The 22368-nt window shown below is 74.8% G+C and carries 18 protein-coding genes; 7 read left to right on the top strand and 11 right to left on the bottom strand.

All coding sequences use genetic code 11. The annotated features are described in order from the left end of the window. Window positions 1-81: 81 nt before the first annotated feature. Window positions 82-1134 (top strand): S1 family peptidase, encoded by a 1053-nt coding sequence (locus tag IE109_RS14630; RefSeq protein WP_189551270.1) that lies wholly within the window; start codon window positions 82-84, stop codon window positions 1132-1134. Between the two features lie 160 nt (window positions 1135-1294). On the opposite strand, the gene IE109_RS14625 is transcribed toward IE109_RS14630, so the two are convergent. Continuing rightward, a complete protein-coding gene (locus IE109_RS14625; protein ID WP_189551269.1) occupies window positions 1295-1471 on the bottom strand; it encodes a hypothetical protein in 177 nt (58 codons plus the stop codon). A gap of 191 nt (window positions 1472-1662) precedes the next feature. Between IE109_RS14625 and IE109_RS14620 the strand changes: the two genes are divergently transcribed. Both IE109_RS14620 and IE109_RS14615 read left to right on the top strand, forming a co-directional pair. Continuing rightward, window positions 1663-2916 carry a BtaA family protein gene (locus IE109_RS14620; RefSeq protein ID WP_229891032.1) on the top strand — a complete coding sequence of 418 codons (1254 nt, stop codon included), beginning with the start codon at window positions 1663-1665 and terminating at the stop codon, window positions 2914-2916. A 14-nt stretch (window positions 2917-2930) separates the two neighbouring features. Then, on the top strand, window positions 2931-3656 hold the full coding sequence (locus IE109_RS14615) for a class I SAM-dependent methyltransferase (protein WP_189551268.1): 726 nt from the start codon (window positions 2931-2933) through the stop codon (window positions 3654-3656). Here the strand turns inward: IE109_RS14615 and IE109_RS14610 are convergent. The 4 genes from IE109_RS14610 to IE109_RS14595 all read right to left on the bottom strand — a co-directional run bounded on the left by IE109_RS14610 (window position 3629) and on the right by IE109_RS14595 (window position 9540). Further along, complete coding sequence (locus IE109_RS14610) at window positions 3629-5860, bottom strand: MMPL family transporter (RefSeq protein WP_189551267.1); 2232 nt, start codon at window positions 5858-5860, stop codon at window positions 3629-3631. The two genes, IE109_RS14615 and IE109_RS14610, sit on opposite strands and share 28 nt — an antisense overlap. 135 nt (window positions 5861-5995) lie before the next feature. Further along, complete coding sequence (locus IE109_RS14605) at window positions 5996-7534, bottom strand: glycosyltransferase family 2 protein (protein ID WP_189551266.1); 1539 nt, start codon at window positions 7532-7534, stop codon at window positions 5996-5998. A 1-nt stretch (window position 7535) separates the two neighbouring features. Continuing rightward, window positions 7536-8357, bottom strand: coding sequence for a glycosyltransferase family 2 protein (locus tag IE109_RS14600; protein ID WP_229891030.1), 822 nt, complete (start codon window positions 8355-8357; stop codon window positions 7536-7538). A gap of 40 nt (window positions 8358-8397) precedes the next feature. After that, window positions 8398-9540, bottom strand: a complete 1143-nt coding sequence (locus tag IE109_RS14595) for a glycosyltransferase family 2 protein (RefSeq protein ID WP_189551265.1) — start codon at window positions 9538-9540, stop codon at window positions 8398-8400. Window positions 9541-9943: 403 nt separating this feature from the next. Between IE109_RS14595 and IE109_RS14590 the strand changes: the two genes are divergently transcribed. From IE109_RS14590 to IE109_RS14575, 4 genes are all read left to right on the top strand, one after another. After that, window positions 9944-10555, top strand: coding sequence for an ATP-binding cassette domain-containing protein (locus IE109_RS14590; protein ID WP_229891028.1), 612 nt, complete (start codon window positions 9944-9946; stop codon window positions 10553-10555). Then, entirely contained in the window at window positions 10552-11241 is a 690-nt protein-coding gene (locus IE109_RS14585; RefSeq protein ID WP_229891026.1) for a hypothetical protein, read from the top strand. The genes IE109_RS14590 and IE109_RS14585 overlap by 4 nt, the downstream gene beginning before the upstream one ends. A 251-nt stretch (window positions 11242-11492) precedes the next feature. After that, complete coding sequence (locus IE109_RS14580; protein ID WP_189551263.1) at window positions 11493-12305, top strand: beta/alpha barrel domain-containing protein; 813 nt, start codon at window positions 11493-11495, stop codon at window positions 12303-12305. After that, entirely contained in the window at window positions 12302-13162 is an 861-nt protein-coding gene (locus IE109_RS14575; RefSeq protein WP_229891049.1) for a class 1 isoprenoid biosynthesis enzyme, read from the top strand. The genes IE109_RS14580 and IE109_RS14575 overlap by 4 nt, the downstream gene beginning before the upstream one ends. A gap of 157 nt (window positions 13163-13319) precedes the next feature. Here IE109_RS14575 and IE109_RS14570 read toward each other — a convergent pair whose 3' ends face one another. The 6 genes from IE109_RS14570 to asnB are packed head-to-tail and all read right to left on the bottom strand — an operon-like array spanning window position 13320 to window position 22362. After that, window positions 13320-14906, bottom strand: coding sequence for a carbamoyltransferase C-terminal domain-containing protein (locus IE109_RS14570; RefSeq protein WP_189551262.1), 1587 nt, complete (start codon window positions 14904-14906; stop codon window positions 13320-13322). Further along, window positions 14903-16135 carry a glycosyltransferase family protein gene (locus IE109_RS14565; RefSeq protein ID WP_229891024.1) on the bottom strand — a complete coding sequence of 411 codons (1233 nt, stop codon included), beginning with the start codon at window positions 16133-16135 and terminating at the stop codon, window positions 14903-14905. The genes IE109_RS14570 and IE109_RS14565 overlap by 4 nt, the downstream gene beginning before the upstream one ends. After that, window positions 16125-17657: a B12-binding domain-containing radical SAM protein gene (locus tag IE109_RS14560; protein ID WP_189551261.1), complete on the bottom strand. Its 1533-nt coding sequence runs from the start codon at window positions 17655-17657 to the stop codon at window positions 16125-16127. The genes IE109_RS14565 and IE109_RS14560 overlap by 11 nt, the downstream gene beginning before the upstream one ends. A 34-nt stretch (window positions 17658-17691) precedes the next feature. Beyond that, window positions 17692-19209 (bottom strand): asparagine synthase-related protein, encoded by a 1518-nt coding sequence (locus tag IE109_RS14555; RefSeq protein ID WP_189551260.1) that lies wholly within the window; start codon window positions 19207-19209, stop codon window positions 17692-17694. Then, entirely contained in the window at window positions 19206-20423 is a 1218-nt protein-coding gene (locus IE109_RS14550) for a glycosyltransferase family protein (RefSeq protein ID WP_189551259.1), read from the bottom strand. The genes IE109_RS14555 and IE109_RS14550 overlap by 4 nt, the downstream gene beginning before the upstream one ends. After that, window positions 20413-22362 (bottom strand): asparagine synthase (glutamine-hydrolyzing), encoded by a 1950-nt coding sequence (asnB, locus tag IE109_RS14545; protein ID WP_229891022.1) that lies wholly within the window; start codon window positions 22360-22362, stop codon window positions 20413-20415. The genes IE109_RS14550 and asnB overlap by 11 nt, the downstream gene beginning before the upstream one ends. Between the last annotated feature and the right edge of the window lie 6 nt (window positions 22363-22368).

The raw sequence follows: 22368 nt of genomic DNA, 5'->3' as shown, positions 1-22368 counted from the left end.
CCAGCAGCAGGAGCAGCGGAGTTGAGTCACAGGCGCATACCCAAGCGAAAAGCCGTCCTCGCAGGAGCCGGGGCGGTCGGCATGGCAGCGGCGGCGATCCTGCTGCCCAACGCCAACGCTTCCCCGCCCGGTCCGGAACCGGAGCGGGTCACCGCCAGGACCCTGAACGCCGCGTCCGCCGCACAGGTGGCCCGGCAGCTCGGCGCGGCCCTCGGCGACTCCTACGGAGGGGCGTACTACGACGCCGCCGAGCGGAAGCTCGTGGTCAACGTGGCGGACGGCGACGGGACGGAGAAGGCCGAGGTCGAGCGGGCCGGCGCGGTCGCCCGGCCCGTACGCAACAGCACCGGCGAACTGACCTCCGCCACCCGCACGCTGTCACGGAAGGCGGGGATTCCCGGGACCGCGTGGGCCCTCGACCCCCGGACGAACCAGGTTGTCGTCACCGCCGACCGCACGGTCACCGGCGACCGCTGGGACAGGCTGGAGTCGGCGGTCGCGTCCCTGGGGCCGGGCATGGCCCGCCTGCGGAAGTCCCAAGGCGAGTTCAAGCCCTTCGCCGACGGCGGCGACGCCATCTTCGGCGGTGGCTCGCGCTGCTCGCTCGGCTTCAACGTCACCACGCAGGACGGGCGGAACGGGTTCCTCACCGCCGGGCACTGCACCGCCGCCTCGCGGCAGTGGGCGGACGGAAACGGCACGGCGCTCGGCTCGGTGCGGGAGAGCGTCTTCCCCGGCGAGGGGGACTTCGGCCTCGTCACGTACGACGACCCGAACGCCGAGGCACCGAGCGTCGTCGACGTGGGCGGTGGGCGGAAGCTGGACATCCGGCAGGCCGCTGAGGCGGCGGTCGGACAGCAGGTGTTCCGCATGGGCAGCACCACCGGGCTGCGGGACGGTCAGGTCACCGGCCTGAACGCCACCGTGAACTACCCCGAGGGCACCGTCACGGGACTCGTCCAGACGAACGTGTGCGCCGAGCCCGGCGACAGCGGCGGCTCCCTGTTCACCAGGGAGGGCGACGCCATCGGCCTCACCTCGGGCGGCAGCGGGAACTGCGACGTGGGCGGCGAGACGTTCTTCCAGCCCGTGACCACGGCCCTCGCGGCGGTCGGCGCCCGCATCGGCGGCTGACACCGGGCCGCGCCGGAGGTCCGCGGCACCCGGCGCGCCCGGCGCACCCGGGCCACCCGGCGACAACGGGGCCCCGCCCCGCCCCGGTCCGGGCCGCCGCCCCCGTCCGGGCTCCGTGCCCCCCGGCGTACGCGTGAGCCCGCCGCGTCCCGCGCCGGGGTCACGCGCCCGGGATGAGGAGCAGGGGCGTCCAGCGCTCCCCGGGGGCGCGGCGGTCGGCGCGGGGGCGGCGGGGCGCCCGCCGGCGGCCGCGTACCAGCAGGGTGAGCGCCGCCAGCGTCACGGCGGTGCCCACCACGCCCAGGGGCGTCACGCCCGGCTCTCGCTGTCGTTCCACGGTGGTCACTCCCTCGCTCGGTCCACCGGACAGCGTCCTCCCCGCGGGTCCCCGTGCCGGCCGTCCGGGCCCGCGCGGGGCCGCCGAGCCGCCCGCCCGGCCCAACGGGTCACCACCCGGCGTTGGGCCGGCCGGGGGATTCCGGGTGTCTCCGCACCGGCCCGGGCGCCCCATCCAGCATGGTGAGGGTCATGCCCTCGTACCCATCCGCCGACGTGACGCCGGTCGCCGCCCCCTCTCCGGAGCTGCCCGCCCCCCGCCCGGGCACCCCGCTGGCGGGGCGGATGTTCACCGCCCTGCACGACCGGAAACTCGTCTACAACGCCTGCTGGGAGGACCCGGCGCTCGACCGCGCGGCTCTCGGCATCCGGCCCGACGACCATGTCCTGGTCATCACCAGCGGTGGCTGCAACGCGCTGGACTACCTGCTGGCCGGCGCGGGCAGGGTGACGGCCGTCGACGTCAACCCGCGCCAGAACGCCCTGCTGGAACTGAAGGCGGCCGGTGTCCGGCGCCTGGCGCACGGCGAGTTCTTCGAGCTGTTCGGCGCCGGCCGGTCCGTGCGGGCCCACGAGATGTACCACGACGCGCTGCGCGCCGACCTGACGCCGTTCGCACGGCGGTACTGGGACGGGTACATCGAGGCCTTCGCCGGGCGGGGCTGGCGCAACTCCTTCTACTACCGGGGCACCTCGGGCTTCCTCGCCAGGGGCCTCATGATGTTCCTGCGCCGCTTCCAGGGGCTCGGCCCCCACCTGGAGGAACTGCTGGCCGCGCCCACACTGGAGCGGCAGCGCCACATCTACGAGTCGCGGCTGCGCGACAAGCTCTGGTCGGCGGCGCGGCTCGGCGCCCAGCCGCTCGCCCTCAGCTTCGCCGGGGTGCCGCCGCAGCAGCGCCACGAGATCACCGAGGAGTACCCCGGCGGCACGGCCCAGCTCATCCACGACGGGTTCGACGCGATCTTCGGCCGGCTGCCCGTTACCGACAACTACTTCTGGCGCGCCTACATCACCGGCTCGTACACGCCCGAGTGCTGTCCCGAGTACCTCAAGGCCGGCAACTTCGCCCGCCTCCGCGACGCCCTGCCCCGCCTGGACGTGCGCACCACGACCGTGACCGGGTTCCTCACCGCCGCCGGGCCCCGTCCGGACATCTCGAAGTTCGTGCTGCTGGACCACATGGACTGGATGGGCTGGCGCGACCAGGCCGCCCTGGCGGAGGAGTGGCAGGCCATCGTCGACGCGGCCCGCCCAGGCGCCCGCGTGATCTACCGCAGTGCCGGACTGCGCACCCGCTACCTCGACCCCGTGAGCGTCGTCCACGAGGGCCGTACGCGGCGGCTGGCCGAACTGCTGCACCGCCACCCCGAGCTCGCCTCCCGCCTGCACGAACAGGACCGGGTGCACACCTACGGCAGCTTCCACATCGCCGACCTGCCCTGACCGAGGGAGCGACCATGGGACTCCGGTCCGACCTGCGCACCATCCGCCACATGGCCTTCCCGCGCGTCGCGGGCGAGACGCCCGCCGAGCGCATGGAGTCGTACTACCGGGCGGCGGCCGGCGACTACGACGCCTTCCGGGAACGGCTCCTGCACGGCCGCCGCGAGCTGATGGGCCTGCTGCCGTCCGTACCGGGCGGCCACCTCGTCGAGATGGGCGCGGGCACCGGCAGCAACATCGCGCACCTCGACGAGCGGCACCGCAAGGAGTTCCGCGCGATCACCCTCGTCGACGTCTCCGCGTCGATGCTGGACGTCGCCCGCCGGCGCGTCGAGCGGTCCGGCTGGGACAACGTGGAGACCGTCCTCGCGAGCGCCACCGACTACCGGCCCCGGGACGGACGGGCCGACGTCGTGGTGTTCTCCTACGCGCTGACGATGATGCCCGACTGGTTCGCCGCGGTCGACCACGCCCGCGCCCTCCTGCGGCCCGGCGGCACGATCGCCGTGTGCGACTTCTACGTCTCCCGCAAGCACCCCGCACGCGGCGCGCGGCACGCCGCGTGGCGCCGCCACCTGTGGCCCGCCTGGTTCAGCCACAACGACGTCTTCCTGTCCCCGGACCACCTGCCCTACCTGCGCGCCCGGTTCACCGCCGCGCGGGTGCGCGAGAGCCTCTCGCCGGTGCCGTACCTGCCGGCCCGCGTGCCGTACTACCTCTTCATCGGCACCAGGGACTGAGGGGCGGGGCGCACGGCCGGTACCCACCAGTTGGCCCGGCCGAGCAGCGCCATCAGGGCGGGCGCCAGCAGTAGCCGGATCACCGTGGCGTCCACGAACACCGCCACCGCCAGGCCCACCCCCACCACCTTCAGCAGCAGCAGCCCCGACGCCGCCAGCGCGACCATCACGACGATCACCACCAGCGCGGACGCCGTGAACAGCCCCGCCGTCCGCTGCACGGCACGCGCCACCGCCTGCCGCGTCGACGCGCCCGCCTCGTGCTCCTCCACCGTCCGGGACAGCAACAGCACCTCGTAGTCCATCGACAGCCCGAAGGCGACGCACAGCACCAGGACGGGTACGACGGTGTCGGTCACCCCCGTCACCGTGAAGCCGCCCAGCCACTCGCTCAGATGCCCCTCCTGGAACACCAGCACCATCACCCCGAACGTGGCGCTCAGGCTCAGCACGTTGAGGACCAGTGCCTTCAACGGCAGGACCACACTGCGCGTGCACCACCCCAGCAACAGCAGTGTCACCACGGCGATCAGCGACAGCGCCGGCACCGTCCCGGCCCGGATGGTGTCGCCCAGATCGGCCAGCCACGCCTGCGTACCGCCCACCAGCGCCGGGACGGGCGCCGAGACCGCCCGGACCGCCCGCGCCACCTCCGCGCCCTCCGAAGTCTCCGGACCGACGTCGGTCACGACCGCCGCCCACACACCCGCCGGGGACGCGTAACCGGACCCGGGCACCGGCGGTCCCACCCGCCGGCCCTCCCGGTACGTGCCCGTCGCCGTCTCCACCCGCGCCACGTGCTCCAGCCGGGCCAGCCGCCGCGCGTAGCCGTCCAGCGCGGCCCCGCCCGCCCGGGCGTCCAGGCCCGGCAGCGCCACCTGCACGGGATGCAGGGCGTGGTGGTCGAAGTCCCGGCGCACCGTGTCCGTGGCCTGCCGCGTCGCCGAACCGGCCGGCAGCGCCCGGTCGTCGAACGTCCCGAACCGGGCGCCCGTGAACGGCAGCACCAGCGCGGTCAGCAGCGCGCCCAGCACCAGCACCACCGGCACCGGGCGGCGCATCACCCCGTACGCGAGCCGGTACCAGCGGCCGCCGTCCCGTACGACCCACGCGCTGCGGCGACGCACCGACAGCGCGTCGACGCGCGAACCCAGCAGGAGCAGCGTGGCGGGCAGGGCGGTCACCGCGAGCAGCGCGCTCAGCGCCACCACCGCGATCCCGCCGTACGCCACGGACCGCAGCATGCCCAGCGGGAACACCAGCAGCGCGGCGAGGCTGCCGATCACCGTCAGCGCCGAGCACACCACCGTACGGCCGGTGCTGCACACCGTGGCGACCAGCGCCTGGTGCGCGGCCTCGCCCGGATCCCGCTCGTCGCGGTACCGCGCCCGCTCCTCCCGGTAGCGGGCCAGCATGAACAGGCCGAAGTCGACCGCCACCGCGAACCCCAGCGCCGTGGTCAGGTTCAGCGCGATCACCGACACCGTCGTCACATGGGACAGCCCGCTCAGGAACGCGACGGCGCCCACCACCGCGCACACCCCGACGAGCAGCGCCAGCGCCGCCGCGACGACGCCCCCGAAGACGACGACGAGCACGGCCGCCGTCAGCGGCGCGGCCAGCAGCTCCGTACGGTGCAGGTCAAGCCGGCTCTGCCGCTCGATGGCCAGGCCCACCGGTGTGGGGCCGGTGGCGGCCACCGACAGCGGACCGTGGCGGCCCGTCAGCTCCCGCAGCAGCGGCTCGACGTCCCGGTGGGCCGTCGCCTCACCGCTCGCCACCCGCAGCAGCACCAGCGCCGACCGCCCGTCACCACCGCGCAGCGCGCCGGGCCGGCCCGTCCAGTACGAGCGCACCCCCACCACCTTCGGCAGCGACCGCGCCCGCTCCGCCAGCCGCGTCCCGGCGCGCACCGCCGCCGGATCGTCCACCGACCCGCCCGCGTCCGCCGTGGCCACCAGGGTCACGGTCGGGCTCCCGCTCCGGAACGCCGTGGACAGGGTGTGTTCGGCCCGCGCCCACTCCGACCCCGGGGGCGTCGTACCGCCGTGGTGCAGCTTCCCGGTCACGCCCACCGCCGCCACCGCCGCGACCAGCAGCGCGCAGCCGGTCAGCAGCAGCGTACGGACGGGGAAGCGCAGGACCAGTTCGGCGAGGGCGCCCAGCGGGTCACCGGACAGGGGACCCGGGCGCCGCCGTTTCACGCTCCCGGACCGCACATGTGTCTCCTGACGCCCTCGCCCCGGAGCCGTGACCGGGTTCGGAATCGGACTGTCCAGCCTTCCACACGGGCCGGCGGCGCGGTCGGCGCGACCCGGCGGGTGCACCCGGACGGCCGATCAGGGGTAGAGCACGCCCTGCCGCACGCTGCCCGCGAGGAACCCCGCCAGCCGCGCCGCGTACCGGACCCAGCGCCGCCGCAGCGCCCGGGAGCGCACCAGGTCCGGCAGGCGGACCAGGAGCACCAGCCAGTTCACCGCCGCGACGGACAGGCGGCGGCGTTCGAAGCCGGCGTGCCGGTAGCGGGCGTACAGCCGGGCGCCGGACAGCCCGTAGTTCCACTTCTGGCGGGCCAGGGACGCCAGGCCGTCGCGCAGCCGGTAGTGCATCAGGGCGTCGGGGGCGTACACGAGCCGGAAACCGCACAACTGCGCCCGCCAGGACAGGTCCATGTCCTCGCCGCCGCCCCGGTACGACTCGTCCCAGCCGCCGACGGCCACCAGGACGTCCTTCCACGCGGCACAGTTGGCGCCGCGCGCGAAGGGCAGGAAGTCGCCCTGCTCGGTCAGCGGTACCGGCTGCTCGTCGGCGTACGCGGGGGAGAGCAGCCCGACGTCCAGGGCACCGCCGACGAGGTCCGCCCCGCCGGCCGCCGCCTCGACCAGGCCCGCGAGCCAGCCCGGGGCGGCCACGTCGTCGGCGTCGCAGAAGGCCACGAAGTCCCCGCGGGCGGCGGCGATCCCGGTGTTGCGGGCGTAGCCCTCGCCCGGCCGGTCGCCCGCGTCCAGCACCCGCAGTCCCGGGACCAGCGCGCGCGCCGCCGAGGCCACCTCGCGGGTACGGTCCGTCGAGCCGTTGTCGACCACCAGCACCTCCACCGCGCCGGTGTACGTCTGCTCCGCCAGGGCCCGCAGCTGCGCGGGCAGCGTCGGGGCGCCGTCGCGGACCGGGAGGACCACCGACACCAGCGCGGGGCGGGCGGGGCGGCGCCCGGACGCCGGGGGGCCGGCCGGGGACACCGCCGAAGGCCGGGCGGTCGGTCGGGGCGCGGGCCGTGCGGCGGGCGCGGGCCCGCCGCACGGCGCGTACCGCCGCACCAGCAGCCGGGGCACGGCCACGCACCGGGCCGGCCCCCGGCCGGTCACCGCCAGCAGGTCCCGCCGCACCGCGCAGGGGGCGCCGTCGCCGCCGTCCTCGCGCCCCCACCCGGCTCGGGAGCGGCCGGCGGCGAACAGCGCGCCGTCCCAGGGGGCGCCCCCGGCGGGTCCGTCCGGCTCGGGCAGCACCACACCGCCGACCACCCCGTCGGGCCGGATCCGTACGGCGCCGTACCGCACCACCCCGACCCGCCCGGTGGTCCCCGGCGCCCGGCACGCCTCCACCAGCGCCTCCAGCCAGCCCGGCAGCGCCTCGTCCCGGCCGCCCAGGCAGGCCACGAAGTCGGCCGGCGTCCGCAGCGCCTCCCGGCGGCACACCGCGGCGGCGGCGGACGGCAGGCAGTGGGCCACCCGCACCCGCGGATCCCGCCGCGGCCCGCCCGGCACCCAGGTGACCACCGTGATGGCGGCCGGCCGCACGCGCTGCGCCAGCAGGCTGCCCACCGCCGCGTCCCACTCGCCGTCCGGGGACACCACCACGACGCCCATCGACACCGCCATGTCAGGCCGGGTCGACCGGTTCGAGGCCGAAGTCGACGTCGTTCGGCGGCGCGATCAGCAGCGGCAGCAGCTCGGCCCGGGACCCGGCCCGGCGCCTGGCCTCCTCCCGCCGCCGCAGGGACTCGGTGTAGGCCCGGCGCGCCTCGGAGCCGAACCCGGTCTCCGGCGCCTGGGTCAGTGACCGGGGCCAGACGCGGTACCGGTAAAGCACCCGGCCGACGTTCCGCAGCCGGTAGAGCCGGGCCGCCCTGAGGTGGAAGTCGGTGTCGGCGCCCAGCCGGGCCGTCCCGTCGAATCCGCCGAGCCGCTGGAGCGCCTCGCGCCGCACCACCGTCGACGGGTGCAGCGCGACCGTCGACCGGCCCAGCCGCATCCACAGGTTGCCGTACCGGGGCATCCGGCGGCGCCCCGTGACCCGGCCGGAGGCGTCGATGCACTCGTAACCGCAGCCCACGAGGTCGGCGCGGCCCCGGTCGAGCAGGGCCACCTGCCGCCGGAACCGGCCGGGCAGGCTGATGTCGTCCGCGTCCTGGAAGCCGATGTACGGACCGCGTACGCCTTCCAGCACGGCGTTCTTGATGCGCAGGTGGCCCACGTTGCGGGTGGTGCGCAGCACCACCAGCCGGGGATCGTCCGCGAAGGGGCGCAGGGCGGCCCGCCAGTCGTCGCCGGGGGAGCGGTCGTCGACCACCACCAGGGTCAGGTCGCGGAAGTCCTGGCCGAGGACGGACCCGGCGGCGGCACCCAGGTAGGCCGCGCAGTCGTAGTGCGGAAGGATGACGGTCAGGGCGGTCGCCCTGGTGTTCTCAGCCGGTGGCCACACCGCGGCTCCCCTTCTCGGTCGTGAGTGGAGGCCCGGAGCGTCAGGCCCGGGCCGGTCGTACCGTGTCCGGCCTGCGGAAGCCGCCCTCGTCGCCCCACGCCACCGACCGCAGCGGACGGTGCGTCAGCCCCCGAGCCACCAGACCGGCCGCGACGGCGCAGAACCAGCCGAAGTGCACCGCCTTGACGGTCCACCGCAACGCCCCCCGCAGCGGGCCGCGGCTGCCGTCCCACGGGGCCAGTGGCCACAGGCCGTGGAACAGGACGTCCCGGAAGTACCGGCGCGCCGTCGCCCGCGGGTAGTCGGCCATGCACGTCACATGGCTGTAGAGGGAGCGGCGCAGCCGGCGCCGTGTGTCACGGGCGCCCCCGACCCGGTAGGTGCGGCAGTACGCGCCGGGCAGCACCTCCAGGTCGTGCAGCGGGTCACGGGCCGCCGGGTCGAGCAGCTCGAACAGCACGAAGCCGTCGTCGGCCAGCCGGCGGGGCGGGATCCCGCCGGCGATCACCTTCGTCTCCACCAGCATGCAGCCCGCCACCGGGCAGGCACCCGGCGGCACGGTGCACCCGGAGACCCGGTCCATGACCTGTGACGCCGGCGTCGACCTCGGCAGCGCCACCAGCCGCGCGCCGACCGCCCCGGTGCAGCCGCGCTCCCGGAACCGGGTCAGCAGCCGGGCGAGGCAGCGCGGGCCGAGCTCCACGTCGTCGTCGATCCACAGCCAGCCCGCGTAGTCCCGGTCCCGGCCGGCGCGCACCGCCGCGTTCACGGTGCGCAGCTTGCCGGGCCCCGGCAGCGCCAGCCCGGCGAACGCGAGGGCGTCCGGGCCGGCGCCCCGCCGTGCCACCGCGGCCGTCGCGCGCAGCCGGCGCAGCGCCTCCTCGTACTCGCCCGGCCCGTACTGCATCCCGACCCAGACGGTCAGCGGCACGTCCGGGTGCGCGGCGTGCGCCTCCGCCAGCGCGTCGCGCACATGGGCGACCATGGTGGCGTGGTCCCGCGCGTCGCACCGCCCCACGTACGTCGGCAGCAGGACGCCCAGTCCGCCACGGGGCAGCCGGTCCGGCCGCTCGCCGGGCGGCAGGACGAGGGTGACCGGCGGCCGGACCTCCGGCCCCGGGTCGAACCCCCGCGCCACGGCGCGCTGGAGCCGGGTACGTCCGTCGTGGCTGCCCGCGCGCATCCATGCCTCCGCCCGGCCGTTCGGTGCCCCGGAATCGCCGGGAACCGTGAAGAAATCGCAGAACAAATGGGTGGCGCCGGTCGGGGAGGCTAGCCAATTCCGCGGAATGATCACAAGACGGCCTTCGTGGACTTCCCCGGGAATGGCCGGAATTGACGTCCCGGCGTCCTTGCGCCGTTATGGCGGAAAGACGTGGCGCCGGCCGGAGGGCGTGGTAAAAAGGCGACCGTTCCACAGGTGCCGCACGGCAAGATCACCGAATGCAGAGCGCCCCACCCCCGTGACCGTCCGGCGGACCGCAGACCGACACCACCGACCGAGGGGTGACGCACCCATGGTGTATCCCGCGAGCACGCGACCGACCGAAGGGCTGGGGGAGAGCCCCGGCGACGAAGGAGCGCCCGTGCTGCTCCACGCACGGGGAATCGTCAAGAGCTACCGCCGCCGGCGCGTCCTGCACGGCGTCGACCTCGCCGTACGCGCCGGCGAGGTCGCGGCGATCGTCGGCAGCAACGGCGCCGGAAAGTCCACCCTGCTGAAGATCTGCGCCGGACTCGTGACGCCCGACGGCGGCCGGGTGACCGTCCGGGGACGCCTCGGCTACTGCCCGCAGAACGCCGGTGTCATGGGCTTCCTGACGCCCGGCGAGCACTTCACCCTCTTCGGCGCCGGCCGCGGCATGCGCCGGGGCGCCGCCGCCCGGCGCGGACGCGAACTGGCCCGCGCCCTGGACTGGACGGTGAACCGGCGCACCCTCGCCAAGGACCTCTCCGGCGGCACCCGGCAGAAGCTCAACGTGGTCCTGGCCGCGCTCGGCGACCCCGACGTCCTGCTCCTGGACGAGCCGTACCAGGGCTTCGACCGGGGCTCCTACCTCGACTTCTGGCGACACGTGTGGGACTGGCGCGAGGAGGGCAAGGCGGTCGTCGTCGTCACCCACATGCTGAACCGCCTCGACCGGGTGGACCAGGTCCTCGACCTCAGCCCCCGCACGGCGACGGGGACGACCCTGTGAATCCGACGTTCCGCACCCTGCGCATGGCGCAGATGACCCTGCTCGAACTCACCCGCAGGCGTGGCGTCCTCGGCCTGCTGCTCCTGGTGCCGCTCGTGTTCTACCTCGGCCGGCACGACGAGCCGGGCCAGGCCATCCGGTTCGCCAGCCTGGGCCTCGGCTTCGCGGTCAGCGCCGCCGCCCTCTTCTCCTCGGTCGGCGGGCGCGAGATCGAGCCACGTCTCGCCCTGGGCGGCTTCCGGCCCCGCCACCTCCACCTCGGCCGCGTCCTCGCCCTGGTCACCGCGGGCCTGGTCGTCTCCGCGCTCTACGCGCTGCTGATCGCCGTCGACCAGGACGTGCGCGACCTCGCGGCCGTGGCCCTGGAACTGGCCCTGACCACACTCGTCGCCGTGCCCCTCGGCCTGCTCCTGGGGCTGGCCGTGCCACGTGACATGGAAGGCACCCTGCTGCTCATCTCCGTCATCGGGGCGCAGATGGTCATGGACCCGGCCAAGGACTCCGCGCGCGCCCTGCCGTTCTGGTCCACCAGGGAGATCATCACCTACGCGGTCGACGGTCCGGGCGCCGCGTCCCTCGCCCCGGGCGTCACGCACGCGCTCGTGACGGCCGTGCTCCTGACGGCGGTGAGCAGCGCCGTCCAGTCGGTACGGCTGCGCCGCCGGGCGCACATGCAATTCGGCTGACGCGCCGACGTGCCGGCCCGTGTATTCGCTCCGCTGAATTTCACCCCTACCTCGGTCGAATGAACGACTGTAGAGTGAACTCCGCGTGCTCGGGGGTCGATAAAAGCTGCCGGTCGTCCGGAATGACGAATGCGATCCGCGGACGAACCGGAATTCCTGATTTCCGGTCGCTCACCGCTGCCGGAACGGCCCGCCCCAACGGTTTCCGGGCGCCCCGCCGCACGCCCATCGAGACGAGAGGGGAGCGCTCCATGGAACCGTCGCCCGACCTCGCACTTCCGTCACGGCACGTACTGGCCGGCCTCCGTGACCTGCGGCCCGGCCCGGTGCACATCATCGACCCCTTCAAGGTGCCGCCGGCCGAGGCGGTGGAGAAGGCGGTGGCCCTGGACGAACTGGGCTTCCCCTTCGTCATCCTCGCCAGCACCGACTACGAGTCGTTCGAGACGCGCATGGAACCCTACGTGGCCCGCATCAAGGCGGCCACGTCCTTACCGGTCCTGCTGCACTTCCCGCCGCGCAAGGGCGTCGGCTTCCCCCTGGTCGCCGGGGCCGACGCGGTGATCCTGCCCGCCCTCCTCGGCTCCCAGGACGACTACTTCGTCTGGAAGAGCTTCCTGGAGACCCTGCTCACCATGCCCGGCCGGATGAACCGCGAGCAGTGGCCCGAACTCCTGCTCACCGTCGCCCTCACCTTCGGCGAGGACCGCAGGACCGGCGACCTCCTCGGCACCGTTCCGGTGGGGACGGGCACCGCCCAGCTCGACCGGCACATCGACGTGGCGCTCAACTTCGGCTTCCACATGGTGTACCTCTACTCCCGCCACGCCCACGTCCCGCCCGGCGTGGTCCGCCACTTCAGGAACCGGCTGCGCCCCGACCAGATCCTCTTCGTCAGCGGCAACGTCCGCTCCCGGGACCGCGTCACCGCGTACCTCGACGCGGGCGCCGACTACGTGGGCTTCGCCGGGGCCCTGGAGCACGACGACTGGCGCACGACGCTCAGCGGCCTCGCCCCGGCCCGTCCCGGACTCGTCCCCCACATACGGGGGGCCCGGCGGTGAACGACGCCCACAGAGCCCCGCTCACCGAGGAGTACACCGCCGCCATGCTCGCCACCGAGGCGGCCAACCGTGACCGGGTGACGGCCCTCGTCGCCGCCGGCGGCGGCTCCGGCGACCTTGTCGCCCATGTCGCCGCACTCCGCCTCTACCTGCGCGTACCGCACTTCCTCACCGAGTGGATCACCGACCGGCCGGTGCGCGCCGACGTGGCCTCCGCGCTCGCCCTCGACATCGTCGCCATGAAGCTCGTCGACGACCTCATGGACGACGACAGCGGCCTGGACCGCGTCGAACTCGCCTGCCTCGCCCTCCACCTGCACCTCACCGCCCTGCGCGAACTGTGCCGCCTCAGCCACGACGCCCAGGCCGTCGCCGACCTGCTGCAACGCGACTTCACCACCATCTGCGCCGGGCAGATACGCACCAAGCGGCACCGCGCCCGCACCCTCGACGAATGGCGCGCCCACGCCCGGACGTACGGCGCGACGTTCCTCGGCTGCTACGGCTCCCTCGCCGCGCTCGCCGGCCGGCTGCCCCGCGCCCTGGCACCCGCCCGCGCCTTCGCCGAGGCGTTCGGCACCGTCATCACCATCGCCGACGACCTCACCGACTACGCCCGCGACGGCGAACGCGACGGCAACCTCGGCCACCTGCTGCGCACCCGGGCCGTCACCCCGGCACAGGTCGTCAGCCTGCTGGAACGGCTGCGCGCCCGGGCCCACGCGGCGATACGGGAACAGCCGGCCTCGCGGGCCCTCGCCCCCGTCGTCGACCTCTACACCGACGACGTCCTCGACCGGCTCGTCCCCCCGCACGTACCCCGCCCGCCCGGACCCCCACCGCCGCGGCGGCCCTAGGTCGTGTCTTCGGATCTCGCCGGGCTCGTGTGCCCCGGCACGCGCGTCCGCGGCGTTGCCGTCGGTCACCAACGCTCCGCAGTGGCTCCCTCCTCCGCCTCGCATCCGCACGCACCGGACCCCGCTCCCCGATCCGGTCTGATCCGAAAGACCCGCCCTAGCCGCGCCGCCGCGCCATCAGGTCGTCGAAGACGAACAGGTCCACCCCGCTGCCGGCGAAGTCGTCCAGCACGTCGCCGGCCGTGTGGGCGATCGCCCGGCCCGGCCCGTTGAGGGAGGTGTTGATCAGCGCGGGGACACCGCTCAGCGCCTCGAACTCGGCCAGCAGCGCGTGCAGCCGGGCCTCTCCCGGACCGAGGGTCTGCACGCGGCACGTGCCGTTCACATGGCGGGCCTCCGGAGCGACGCCCTCCGGGACGTCGTACTCGAACAGCATGTACGGCGAGCCGTACTGCCCCGGGTACAGCCGGGCGAACCGCTCCTCGCGCATCACCGCGCCCAGCGGCCGGTACCACTCGCGCTGCTTCAGCTCCTCGCTCATCCGCTTGCGCATCCCCGGCACCGCCGGACTGCCCAGCAACGAGCGGTGCCCCAGCGCCCGCGGGCCCAGCTCCGCGGCGCCCTCCAGCAGCGCGACGACCCCACCGCCGGCGAGCGTGCCCGCGACCACGCCCCGGTCGTACGGGACCGGCTCCAGCCCCGCCCCGGCCAGCGCCCGCAGCACCGCCTCCCGGGACTCGCCGCCCCCGTTCGCGTACACGCTCAGCGGCGCCACGTCCTGGCCCGCCAGGTACCGCAGGGCGTAGATCCCGGCCCCGGCCAGGTGCCCGGCGTCACCGCACGCCGGCGGCACCGCGACGTCCCGGCCGAAGCGGCGGCGCAGCACCGAGTTGGCGACGATGTTCAGCGCACAGCCGCCGCCGAGGGCGACCGGGCCGAAACCCGTTTCCGTCCGCGCCACATGACGGCTCAACAGCTCGTGGACCGTCTCGGTGAACAGCTCCTGGAACGACGCCACCACCCGCGCCATCGTCCCGAAGTCCCGGCCGAACTCGGGCCGCGCCGACAACTCCTCGCGCACCCGCTCGGCCAGCGCCAGGTCGTCCATCACCCGCCGGTCCACCGCCAGCAGCATCTCCCGCACCCGGGCGCTCGGTTCCCCGTACCCGCCCAGCGCCATCACCTTCCCCGCGACGCTCGGGCTCTTCCCGAAGCCCAGCAGGTGCCCGATCGCGGTCCACCCGAAGCCGTTGCCGTACCAGGGCAGCGGATCCTTCTCCACCCACTCCAGGCGCCCGCCCGCCACCCGGAACAGCGAGCTGCGGCTCACCTGGCCGCGCCCCTCGTTGACCAGCACCACCGTGCCGTCCTCGTGTCCCGCGTAGTGCGCCGCCAGCGCCGCGTGCGACACCTCGTGCGTGACGACCACGCAGTCGACGGTCCGCCCCAGCAGCTCGCACGTCGTCCGGTGGTGCGTCGCGCCCGCGGTGACGCGCTCCATCGCCACGTCCAGGTCCGGTATGCGCAGCAGCGCGCCGCGCACCGGGGTGGACACTGCCACCAGGTCGATCCCGCCGGCGTCCACGCCCTCCCGCTCCAGTACGTGCCGCAGCGCGACGTCCGCCCGGTGGTCGTGCTTGACGCGCGTGAGCCGCTCGGTCTCCACGGCGAACCGCAGCCGGCCGTCCTCGAAGTAGCCGACCCCCGTGTCGTGTCCGGCGGAGTGGAGTGACAGGACCTTCATCGGCTCTCCTCGAATGCGGGTGACGGGTTGCGGACGGCCGAATAGGGGGCCCACCGGACCTCGCGCAGCGGGCGGCGCAGCAACCCGCGCACGTACAGCTCCGCGCCCACCCCGCAGAACCAGCAGAAGTACAGCCACTTGATCGCGGCCACGGCGGCACCGTGGCGCACGCCCCGTGCGCGGTCGAAACCGGTCAGCGGCCACATGCCGCCGAACAGGACGTGACGGAAGTAGTAGCGGGCGACCGGCAGCGGCCAGTCGGCCAGGTCGATGAGGTGGTTGAGCAGCAGCCGGCGGATCCGGCGGCGGGTCTCGCCGGCCGGACCGGCCACCACGTAGTGGCAGCGGGCCTCCGGCACCAGCCGCAGGTACCGCAGCGGATCGGGCAGCCCCGGGTCCAGCAGCCGGAAGCACACGTAACCGTCGTCCGACACATACCGGTCCGGCATGCCGCCGGCCACCACGTCGGTGGCCACCAGGACGCAGCAGCCGTGCGGGTAGCAGGTGGCGGGCGCGGCCACCGCCTTGGCCCGCGCGAGGGCTCGGGAGGTGGCGTACGCGGCCGTGTGCGGGACCTTCGTCGCGCCCACCGCGCCCCGGCAGCCGTCCGTCACGAAGGCCCGCACCAGGTGCGCCAGGCAGCCGGGCTCCAGCGTCACGTCGTCGTCCAGCCACCCGACCCCGGCGCAGCCCAGCGTCCGTGCCACCGCGAAGGCCGCGTTGAGGGTCCTGGGCTTGCCCGGACCCCGCAGTGACAGGCCGCACGCGCGGACGCCCGGCGCCCGGGCCGCCGCCCTCCGCACCAGTGCCGCCAGCCGCCGCAGCGCCTCCTTCTCCTCCGCCGCGTCCCGCCACTGCATGCCCACGAACAGCAGGACGCCGACGTCCGGGTGCGCGTCCGCCGCCTCCACGACCCGCTCCAGCAGGGCGTCCAGCCGCTCCTCCTGCTCGGCGAGGGTGCCCCGTCCCACGTACGTCGGCGCGACCAGCGCCACGGCCGTCCCGGTGGCCGGGGCCGGGCGCAGCGCGTCGGCCGCCTCCCGCGCGCCGCGCGGCTCGGGCCGGCCGTCCAGCACGTACCGGACCGGTGTCGACCAGGTCGTGCCGGGGCGGTATCCGCGCGAGACGGTGGCGCGCAGGTGCCCGAGCGGGAACGGCTCCCGGACGGGCGGGCGCCCGGGGCGCACCGGCTCGTTCAGCCGCACCGGCCCCGCCCCGTCAGAAGTCACGGTCGGTGTTGGACGTGGACCGGGCCAGGCTGCGCAGACCGTCCAGCGTGTTGCGCCACTGCCCGGTCTGGGCCATGTGCGTCAGCAGCGGCCTGGCCATCTCGCGGCGCAGGAAGAACTTCCGGTACGCGATCTGGGCGCGCTGTTGCGCGTCCGGCACCAGATAGCCGATCCGCTGGTCGAACTCGCCCCGCACGAACCGGTCCCAGTAGTCGGCCGGGACGCGCCCGGCGGCCACCGACTCGGTGTGCAGCGGGGTGCCGGGCAGCGGCGTCGCGGTGTAGAAGCTCGCGTAGTCCAGCGGGATCCGGCAGGCCAGGTCCAGGGTCCGGCGGAACTGCTCGCGCGTCTCGTCCAGCCAGCCCACGATGAAGTACCCGAAGCCCTTGATGCCGGCCTCGTGCGCGTCGGTGACGGCCCGTTCGATCTTCTCGATGTCGCTCTCCTTGCGCATCCGCCTCAGGATCTCCGGATCGCCGTGCTCGATGCCGAACCGCAGCCGTACGCATCCGGCGCCGGCCATCGCCTCCAGCAGCTTCACCGGCACCAGGTCCACCCGGGTGGGCGCCTCCCAGCGGAGCTTCAGGCCGGTGGAGCCGATGAGTTCGCAGATCTCCCGCACCCGGCCCCGGTGCAGGGTGAACACGTCGTCGTAGAACATGATCTCCTTGACGCCGTAGCGCTTCTGGAGCTCCGCCATCTCACCGACGACGTCCTCCGGCGTGCGGTACATCGACTTCTTGTCCACCGCCTGCTTGAAGCAGAAGCTGCACTTGAAGGGGCAGCCGCGACTGGAGATCATGGTGGCGAACGGCCGGGGCGCCATGATCGAGAAGTAGTTGCGCATGGGCAGCCCCTCACGCTCCGGCCAGCCCACGTCCTCCAGGTTCACCATGGGCGCGGCCCCGCCGTCCCAGTCGCGGCTCACCAGGCCCCGGATCCCGGTGGGTTCCTCGCCCTGCTCCAGGGCCTCCGCCAGCTCGGGCATGATCGTGACGCCCTCGCCCACCCCGACGTAGTCGATGCTCTCGTGGAAGAGGTTCTCCCGGGCGTACACCTCGGTGTGCGGGCCGCCGAGGATCACCTTCGCGCCGGTGCTCTTGGCCGCCCGGCACGCCTCGACGGCGCCCGGCAGTCCGGGCGTGGTGGTGCTCACGCCCACCAGGTCCGGGCGGAAGTCGGCGAGCAGCGCGCGCAGCCCCTCGCTGTCCAGGCCGAGGGCGGGCGTGTCGATCTGGACGACGTCGTGGAACCCGGCCGTCTTCAGCGCCGTGTGGATGTAGCCGAGCCCCAGGTGGGGCAGCACCCCGGCACGCTTCTGCACCTGGGTGATCTGCCGGGTGTTCAGGCACAGGTCGTGGTGGCGCACGAGCGCGATCCGCAGCTTCCGCTTCCGCCAGCGCGGCAGGGCGGGGCGGGCGCCCGCCGCGGCGGGCGCGCCGGCGGGCGCGGCGGACGAGCAGCCGCCCCCGCCGCCCCCCGGCGGCTCGCCCGTGCTGATCAGGGGCAGTGACTTGCGCATGGTTCCCCCTCGATTGGTGGGTGTGGGACCGGAGTCACCGCGGCCCGGCGGTGTCCCGCCGTCCGGTCAGCGCCTCCAGCTGGAGCAGATAGACCGCGATCGGCAGCAGGCGGCTGACCCGCCGCCCGGCGCCCTCGCCCCGGGTGGCCGCCAGCAGACGCCCCAGCACCCCGTCCCCACCCCGCCGCCAGTCCCGCTCGGCCCACGCCGCGTGGCCCAGCAGGCGCAGCAGGTAGCCCAGCCGGTGCCGCACCAGGACCGGCGTGGGCGGTGGCGGGGCGGCGCTGGCGAACCCCAGCCCGGCGTGCTCGGGGTACGCCCGGCGCAGCGCCTCGTCGTGGAACGTCCCGTCGATCAGCAGGCTTTCGGGCACCGAGGAGAGGTGGTCGAACAGCGCGTGGTCCACGTACGGGGCGTGCAGTACCGGGCCGTCGCGCAGCAGACCGTAGGGCGTCATCGCGATGGCCCGCCGGGTGCGGTTCCAGAAGTAGAACGAGGCATGGGGGAACGCCGCCCCGGTGTGCCGTTCCAGCTCGGCGACGAGGCGCCCGAGCGCCCGCTCCCGGCTCCACAGCCCGGCCAGCCGGGGGCTGAGCAGGTGCTCCACGTGCGGGCCGGTCCGCCCCGCAAGCAGCATCCGGTCGGCGACGCCCGGCAGGTCCGACGCGTCGAAGGGGTTGGCGCGGATGAGCTCCATGCTCGGGTTCTGGGCCAGCTCGCCGCCCCCGATGCCGTCGAAGGACACCGGGGTGCGGGCGCGCAGGTACGCCAGGACGGGCAGCGCCCACGCCCCCTCCACGGTGCACATGCTCTGCGCGGGGTTCGCCGCCAGTTCGGCCCGGAACTGCGAACGGCGCGGGCGCAGGACCCGGTGCTCGACGCCCAGCCGGGCGGCCAGCACCGCGGCGACCTTCGCGTCCGCGCCCGGGTCGGGCGGGAACTTGGCGCCGCTGACGCACAACCGGGGCGGGGCGCCCTGCCGGTGCAGCTCCAGCAGGATGTGCCGGGAGTCCCGGCCGCCGCTGAGCGGCAGGACGTACGGCTCGTCCGGCAGGCGGCGGGCGACGGCGTCGCGGAACAGCTCGACGAACCCGTCGACGGCCGCCCTCCGGGTCGTCGCCGCGGGTCCGGCGGGCGCCACGCGGGCGGAGGCGAGCCGCAGCCGCCCGGCCGACCAGGTGAGCGTCGCGGCCGGCGGCAGCGCCCGTACCCCGGCGAACGGCGTGTCCTCGGCGAGGAAGAACCCCAGCCGCAGGAACACGGCCAGCGCGTCGTGGTCCGGCTCGGCCGGGCCGCCCAGCTCCAGCAGGACCCGCACGTCCGGCGACACCGTGAGGGCGGCCCCCTCCTGCCGGTAGAACAGCGGCCACATGCCGTACCGGTCGTTGCGCACCAGCAGCCGCTCCCCGTCCCACCGCCACCGGGCGAACACCCCCTGCCCGTCGGCCGATTCGTGGCCGAAGGCGGCCTCGGCGCGGCCCCGGACGCGCACCCCTGCGGACCGCTGCTCCAGGCGCAGGTACGGCGCCGCCGTGCCGTGGTCCGCGCTCACCGGGCCTCCAGCACGGTCCGTACCGCCTCGCCGATGCGGCGGGCCACGGCCTCCTGGTCGAGCACGGTACGGGCGAAGACCCGCACATCCCGTTTGTGCCGTTCGATCGTGGCCGGGTCCGCCAGCCAGTCGTCCAGGACGCGGGTCAGCTCCGCCGGGGTGTCGCACGCCCGGCCCAGGCCGTGCCCGGCGATCAGGCCCGGCACCCACGCCTCCATCGGCAGCCCCGACTCCAGCATGAGCACCGGGATACCGAAGTAGGCGGCCTCCAGGGTGGTGTTGGGCCCCGCCTTGGAGACCAGCAGGCCGTAGGGGGACTTCGCCGCCTGGTCGATGTAGTCGAAGTACTCGGCCTGGGTCAGCCGGCTGTGGAACCGCCAGTGCGTGACGCGCGACGCGGCCGCGGACGCCGCGGCCCGGCGGGCCAGCTCGGCGTCGTCGTACCCGACGAACACCAGGTCGATGTGCGGGTGCCGCTCGGCGAGGTGCTCCAGCAGCCGCAGGTAGGTGTCGCCGCCCCGGTTGCAGAACACGATCAGCCGGGGCACCGCGCGGTCACCGCCCCAGGGGCCGGACGCGGCCGGCGCGCCCCCGCGCCCGCCCGTCATGAAGTCGCGCAGGTCGTGCTGGGCGACCAGCGGCCCCACCACCCGTATGCGGTCCGGGTCCCCGCCCTCCTCGGCGAGCAGCCGCTCCTTGGCGCGCTCCAGGCCCACCAGCGTCAGGTCGGGGTGCCGGCTGCGGTGCAGGGGCAAATCCATCAGACCCGGGTTCGTCACATGGCTCACCACCCGGGTCCGCAGCCCCGCCAGCCGCACCGCCGCCACGCACAGCCGGGCCACGAACCCCTTGGTGCCCACGACGACGTCCGGCGTCGTCTCCCGCAGGTGCTTCACCAGCCCCGACAGGGCCTCCGCCTGCCGCAGTCCCGGGTCCACCTCGAACCCGGCCGGGAAACGCTCCTGGAGCCGGGACATCAGCGCCATGTACCGCTCGGTGCGGGTCACCGCGTCCGGGCTCTCCAGCGAGATCGCGCGGATCTCCGCCCCGGCGTCACCGAGCCACGGCACGATCGGCTCGGCCTCCAGCAGCGTCACCTCCGCGTCGACCGCCCCGCGCAGCACCCGCGAGAAACTGGTCGCCGCCAGGTAGTTGCCGAACTCCCCCCACGTACGGGGGGACAGCACCTGGATACGGCTGTGGTCAGACGGCACGGCGCATCTCCTCGGTCAGGGCCACGGGGGCGGGCGGGGCGGGGGCACGGCAGGCGGCGGGCAGTCCGTCGGACCAGAGCTGGTAGCACAGCAGCGCCCACAGCCCCCGCGACGTGTCCCGCCGACCGCTCAGGTGGTCGTCCAGCAGGACCCGCACCGCACGGGGGTCGAACAGGCCGCCGCGGTCCAGCGCGGCCGGTGCGAGGGTGTCCCGCAGCAGCGTCCGCAGCTCCCCCCGCAGCAACGCCGCCACCGGGGCGCGGAAGCCCAGCTTCGTACGCCGGACGGTGTCGCGCGGCAGCCACGGGGCGGCGGCCCGGCGCAGCAGGTACTTGCCGGTGAAGCCGCGCAGCTTCAGCCCCGGCGGCAGCGCGTCGACGTACTCCACCAGGTCCACGTCGAGGAACGGCGACCGCAGCTCCAGCGCGCTGCGCATACCGCCCCGGTCGGTCTTGGTGAGGATCACGTCCCGCAGGAAGTGGCAGACGACGGCGAGCCGGCTGCGCTCCAGGGGCGACAGACCGGCGCGGCCCTCCAGCAGCCGCGCCACCTCGGCGAACGGGTCGTGGTCCGTCAGCGCCCCGGCCGCCTCCGGGCGGAACAGCGCGGGCAGCCGGGCCGGTGCGAACGGCGCCGTGGCCAGGTAGAAGCGGTGCTCGGGCGCGGCCCGCACCCCCCGGGCCAACTGGGCGAGCGCGGCCCGCGCCGGCAGGTTCCCCGACCGCTGCGGAAGTCTCCGCGCGACGGCGCCCGCCAGGGCCTCCACCCGGTCCGCCGGCATGACCCGCAACAGCGCCTCCAGCGCCCGCTCGGCCTGGAAGAACCGGTACCCCAGCAGCAGTTCGTCCGCCCCGTCGCCGGTCAGCACCCCGCGCACGCGCCGCCGCGCCGCCCGGCACACGATCCGGGTCGGCAGCAGCGACGGATCGGCGAGCGGCTCGTCGGCCCGCCCGTACTCCGACTCGACCACCTCCGCCAGGTCCCGCCCGCCGATCCGCACCACATGGTGCTCGGTGCCCAGGTGCCGGGCCACCAGCAGCGCGTGGGCCGACTCGTCGAAGTCCGTGTCGGAGAACCCGGCGCTGAACGTGGGCACCGGCCCGTGCGGCGACACGTCCTGTGCGACGGCCGCCACCGCGCTGGAGTCCAGCCCCCCGCTCAGCAGCACGCCCAGCGGCCGTCCGGTGCTCAGCACCCGGCGCTCCACGGCCGACCGGAACAGCGCCGTGAACCGCGCCTCGGCCTCCCGGACCCCGGTGCGCGCCGCCACGCCCGGCGACGCCGGACGCCAGTGCTCCACCTCGGTCAGCACACCGTCCTCGTGGCGCACGAAGCACCCCGGGCGCACCTTGCGCACCCCGGAGACGGCGGAACCCGGCGCGGGGAAGGCCCGGAGGACCAGGTAGTCGGCGACGGCCCGCGGGTCGGGCGTCCGGGGGACGTCCGGGTGGTGCAGCAGTGCCGCCAGTTCGGAGGCGAAGGCCACCCCCCGCGGGACGCGCGCGTAGTACAGCGGCTTCTTGCCCATCGGGTCGCGGGCCAGCACCGTCGTGCCGGTGCGGGCGTCGTGCAGCGCGAAGGCGTACATGCCGCGCAACCGCCCCAGCATCCGCATGCCGTGCCGCTCGTACAGCTCCACCAGCACCTCGGTGTCGCTCTCCGTGCGCAGCGCGGCGCCCGAGGCGCGCAACTCCCGCCGCAGCGCGGCATGGTTGTAGATCTCGCCGTTGAACACCACGGAGACGTGGCCCGATCCGGACAGGAACGGCTGCCGGGCGCGGTCCGGGTCGACGAACGTCAGCGCGCAGTGCGCCAGGGTGATGCCCCGGTGGTGGCACCAGCCGGAGCCGTCCGTGCCCCGGTGCGCCACGGCGGCCAGCATCCGTCCGGCGGTGGCGCGCGAGGCGTCGCCGCCCCCGTCGGGGTCGCTGAAGCCCACGAAGCC

It is taken from the genome of Streptomyces lavendofoliae (assembly GCF_014649735.1).
Taxonomy (GTDB): Bacteria; Actinomycetota; Actinomycetes; order Streptomycetales; family Streptomycetaceae; genus Streptomyces; species Streptomyces lavendofoliae.
This window is presented reverse-complemented; position numbering and strand designations above follow the sequence as displayed.

Bases quoted from the DNA above. Each gene is read 5' to 3' on its own strand.
- IE109_RS14630 (WP_189551270.1), top strand. From the start codon at position 82: ATGGCAGCGGCGGCGATCCTGCTGCCCAACGCCAACGCTTCCCCGCCC.
- IE109_RS14620 (WP_229891032.1), top strand. From the start codon at position 1,663: ATGCCCTCGTACCCATCCGCCGACGTGACGCCGGTCGCCGCCCCCTCT.
- IE109_RS14615 (WP_189551268.1), top strand. From the start codon at position 2,931: ATGGGACTCCGGTCCGACCTGCGCACCATCCGCCACATGGCCTTCCCG.
- IE109_RS14605 (WP_189551266.1), bottom strand. From the start codon at position 7,534: ATGGCGGTGTCGATGGGCGTCGTGGTGGTGTCCCCGGACGGCGAGTGG.
- IE109_RS14595 (WP_189551265.1), bottom strand. From the start codon at position 9,540: ATGCGCGCGGGCAGCCACGACGGACGTACCCGGCTCCAGCGCGCCGTG.
- IE109_RS14580 (WP_189551263.1), top strand. From the start codon at position 11,493: ATGGAACCGTCGCCCGACCTCGCACTTCCGTCACGGCACGTACTGGCC.
- IE109_RS14570 (WP_189551262.1), bottom strand. From the start codon at position 14,906: ATGAAGGTCCTGTCACTCCACTCCGCCGGACACGACACGGGGGTCGGC.
- IE109_RS14560 (WP_189551261.1), bottom strand. From the start codon at position 17,657: ATGCGCAAGTCACTGCCCCTGATCAGCACGGGCGAGCCGCCGGGGGGC.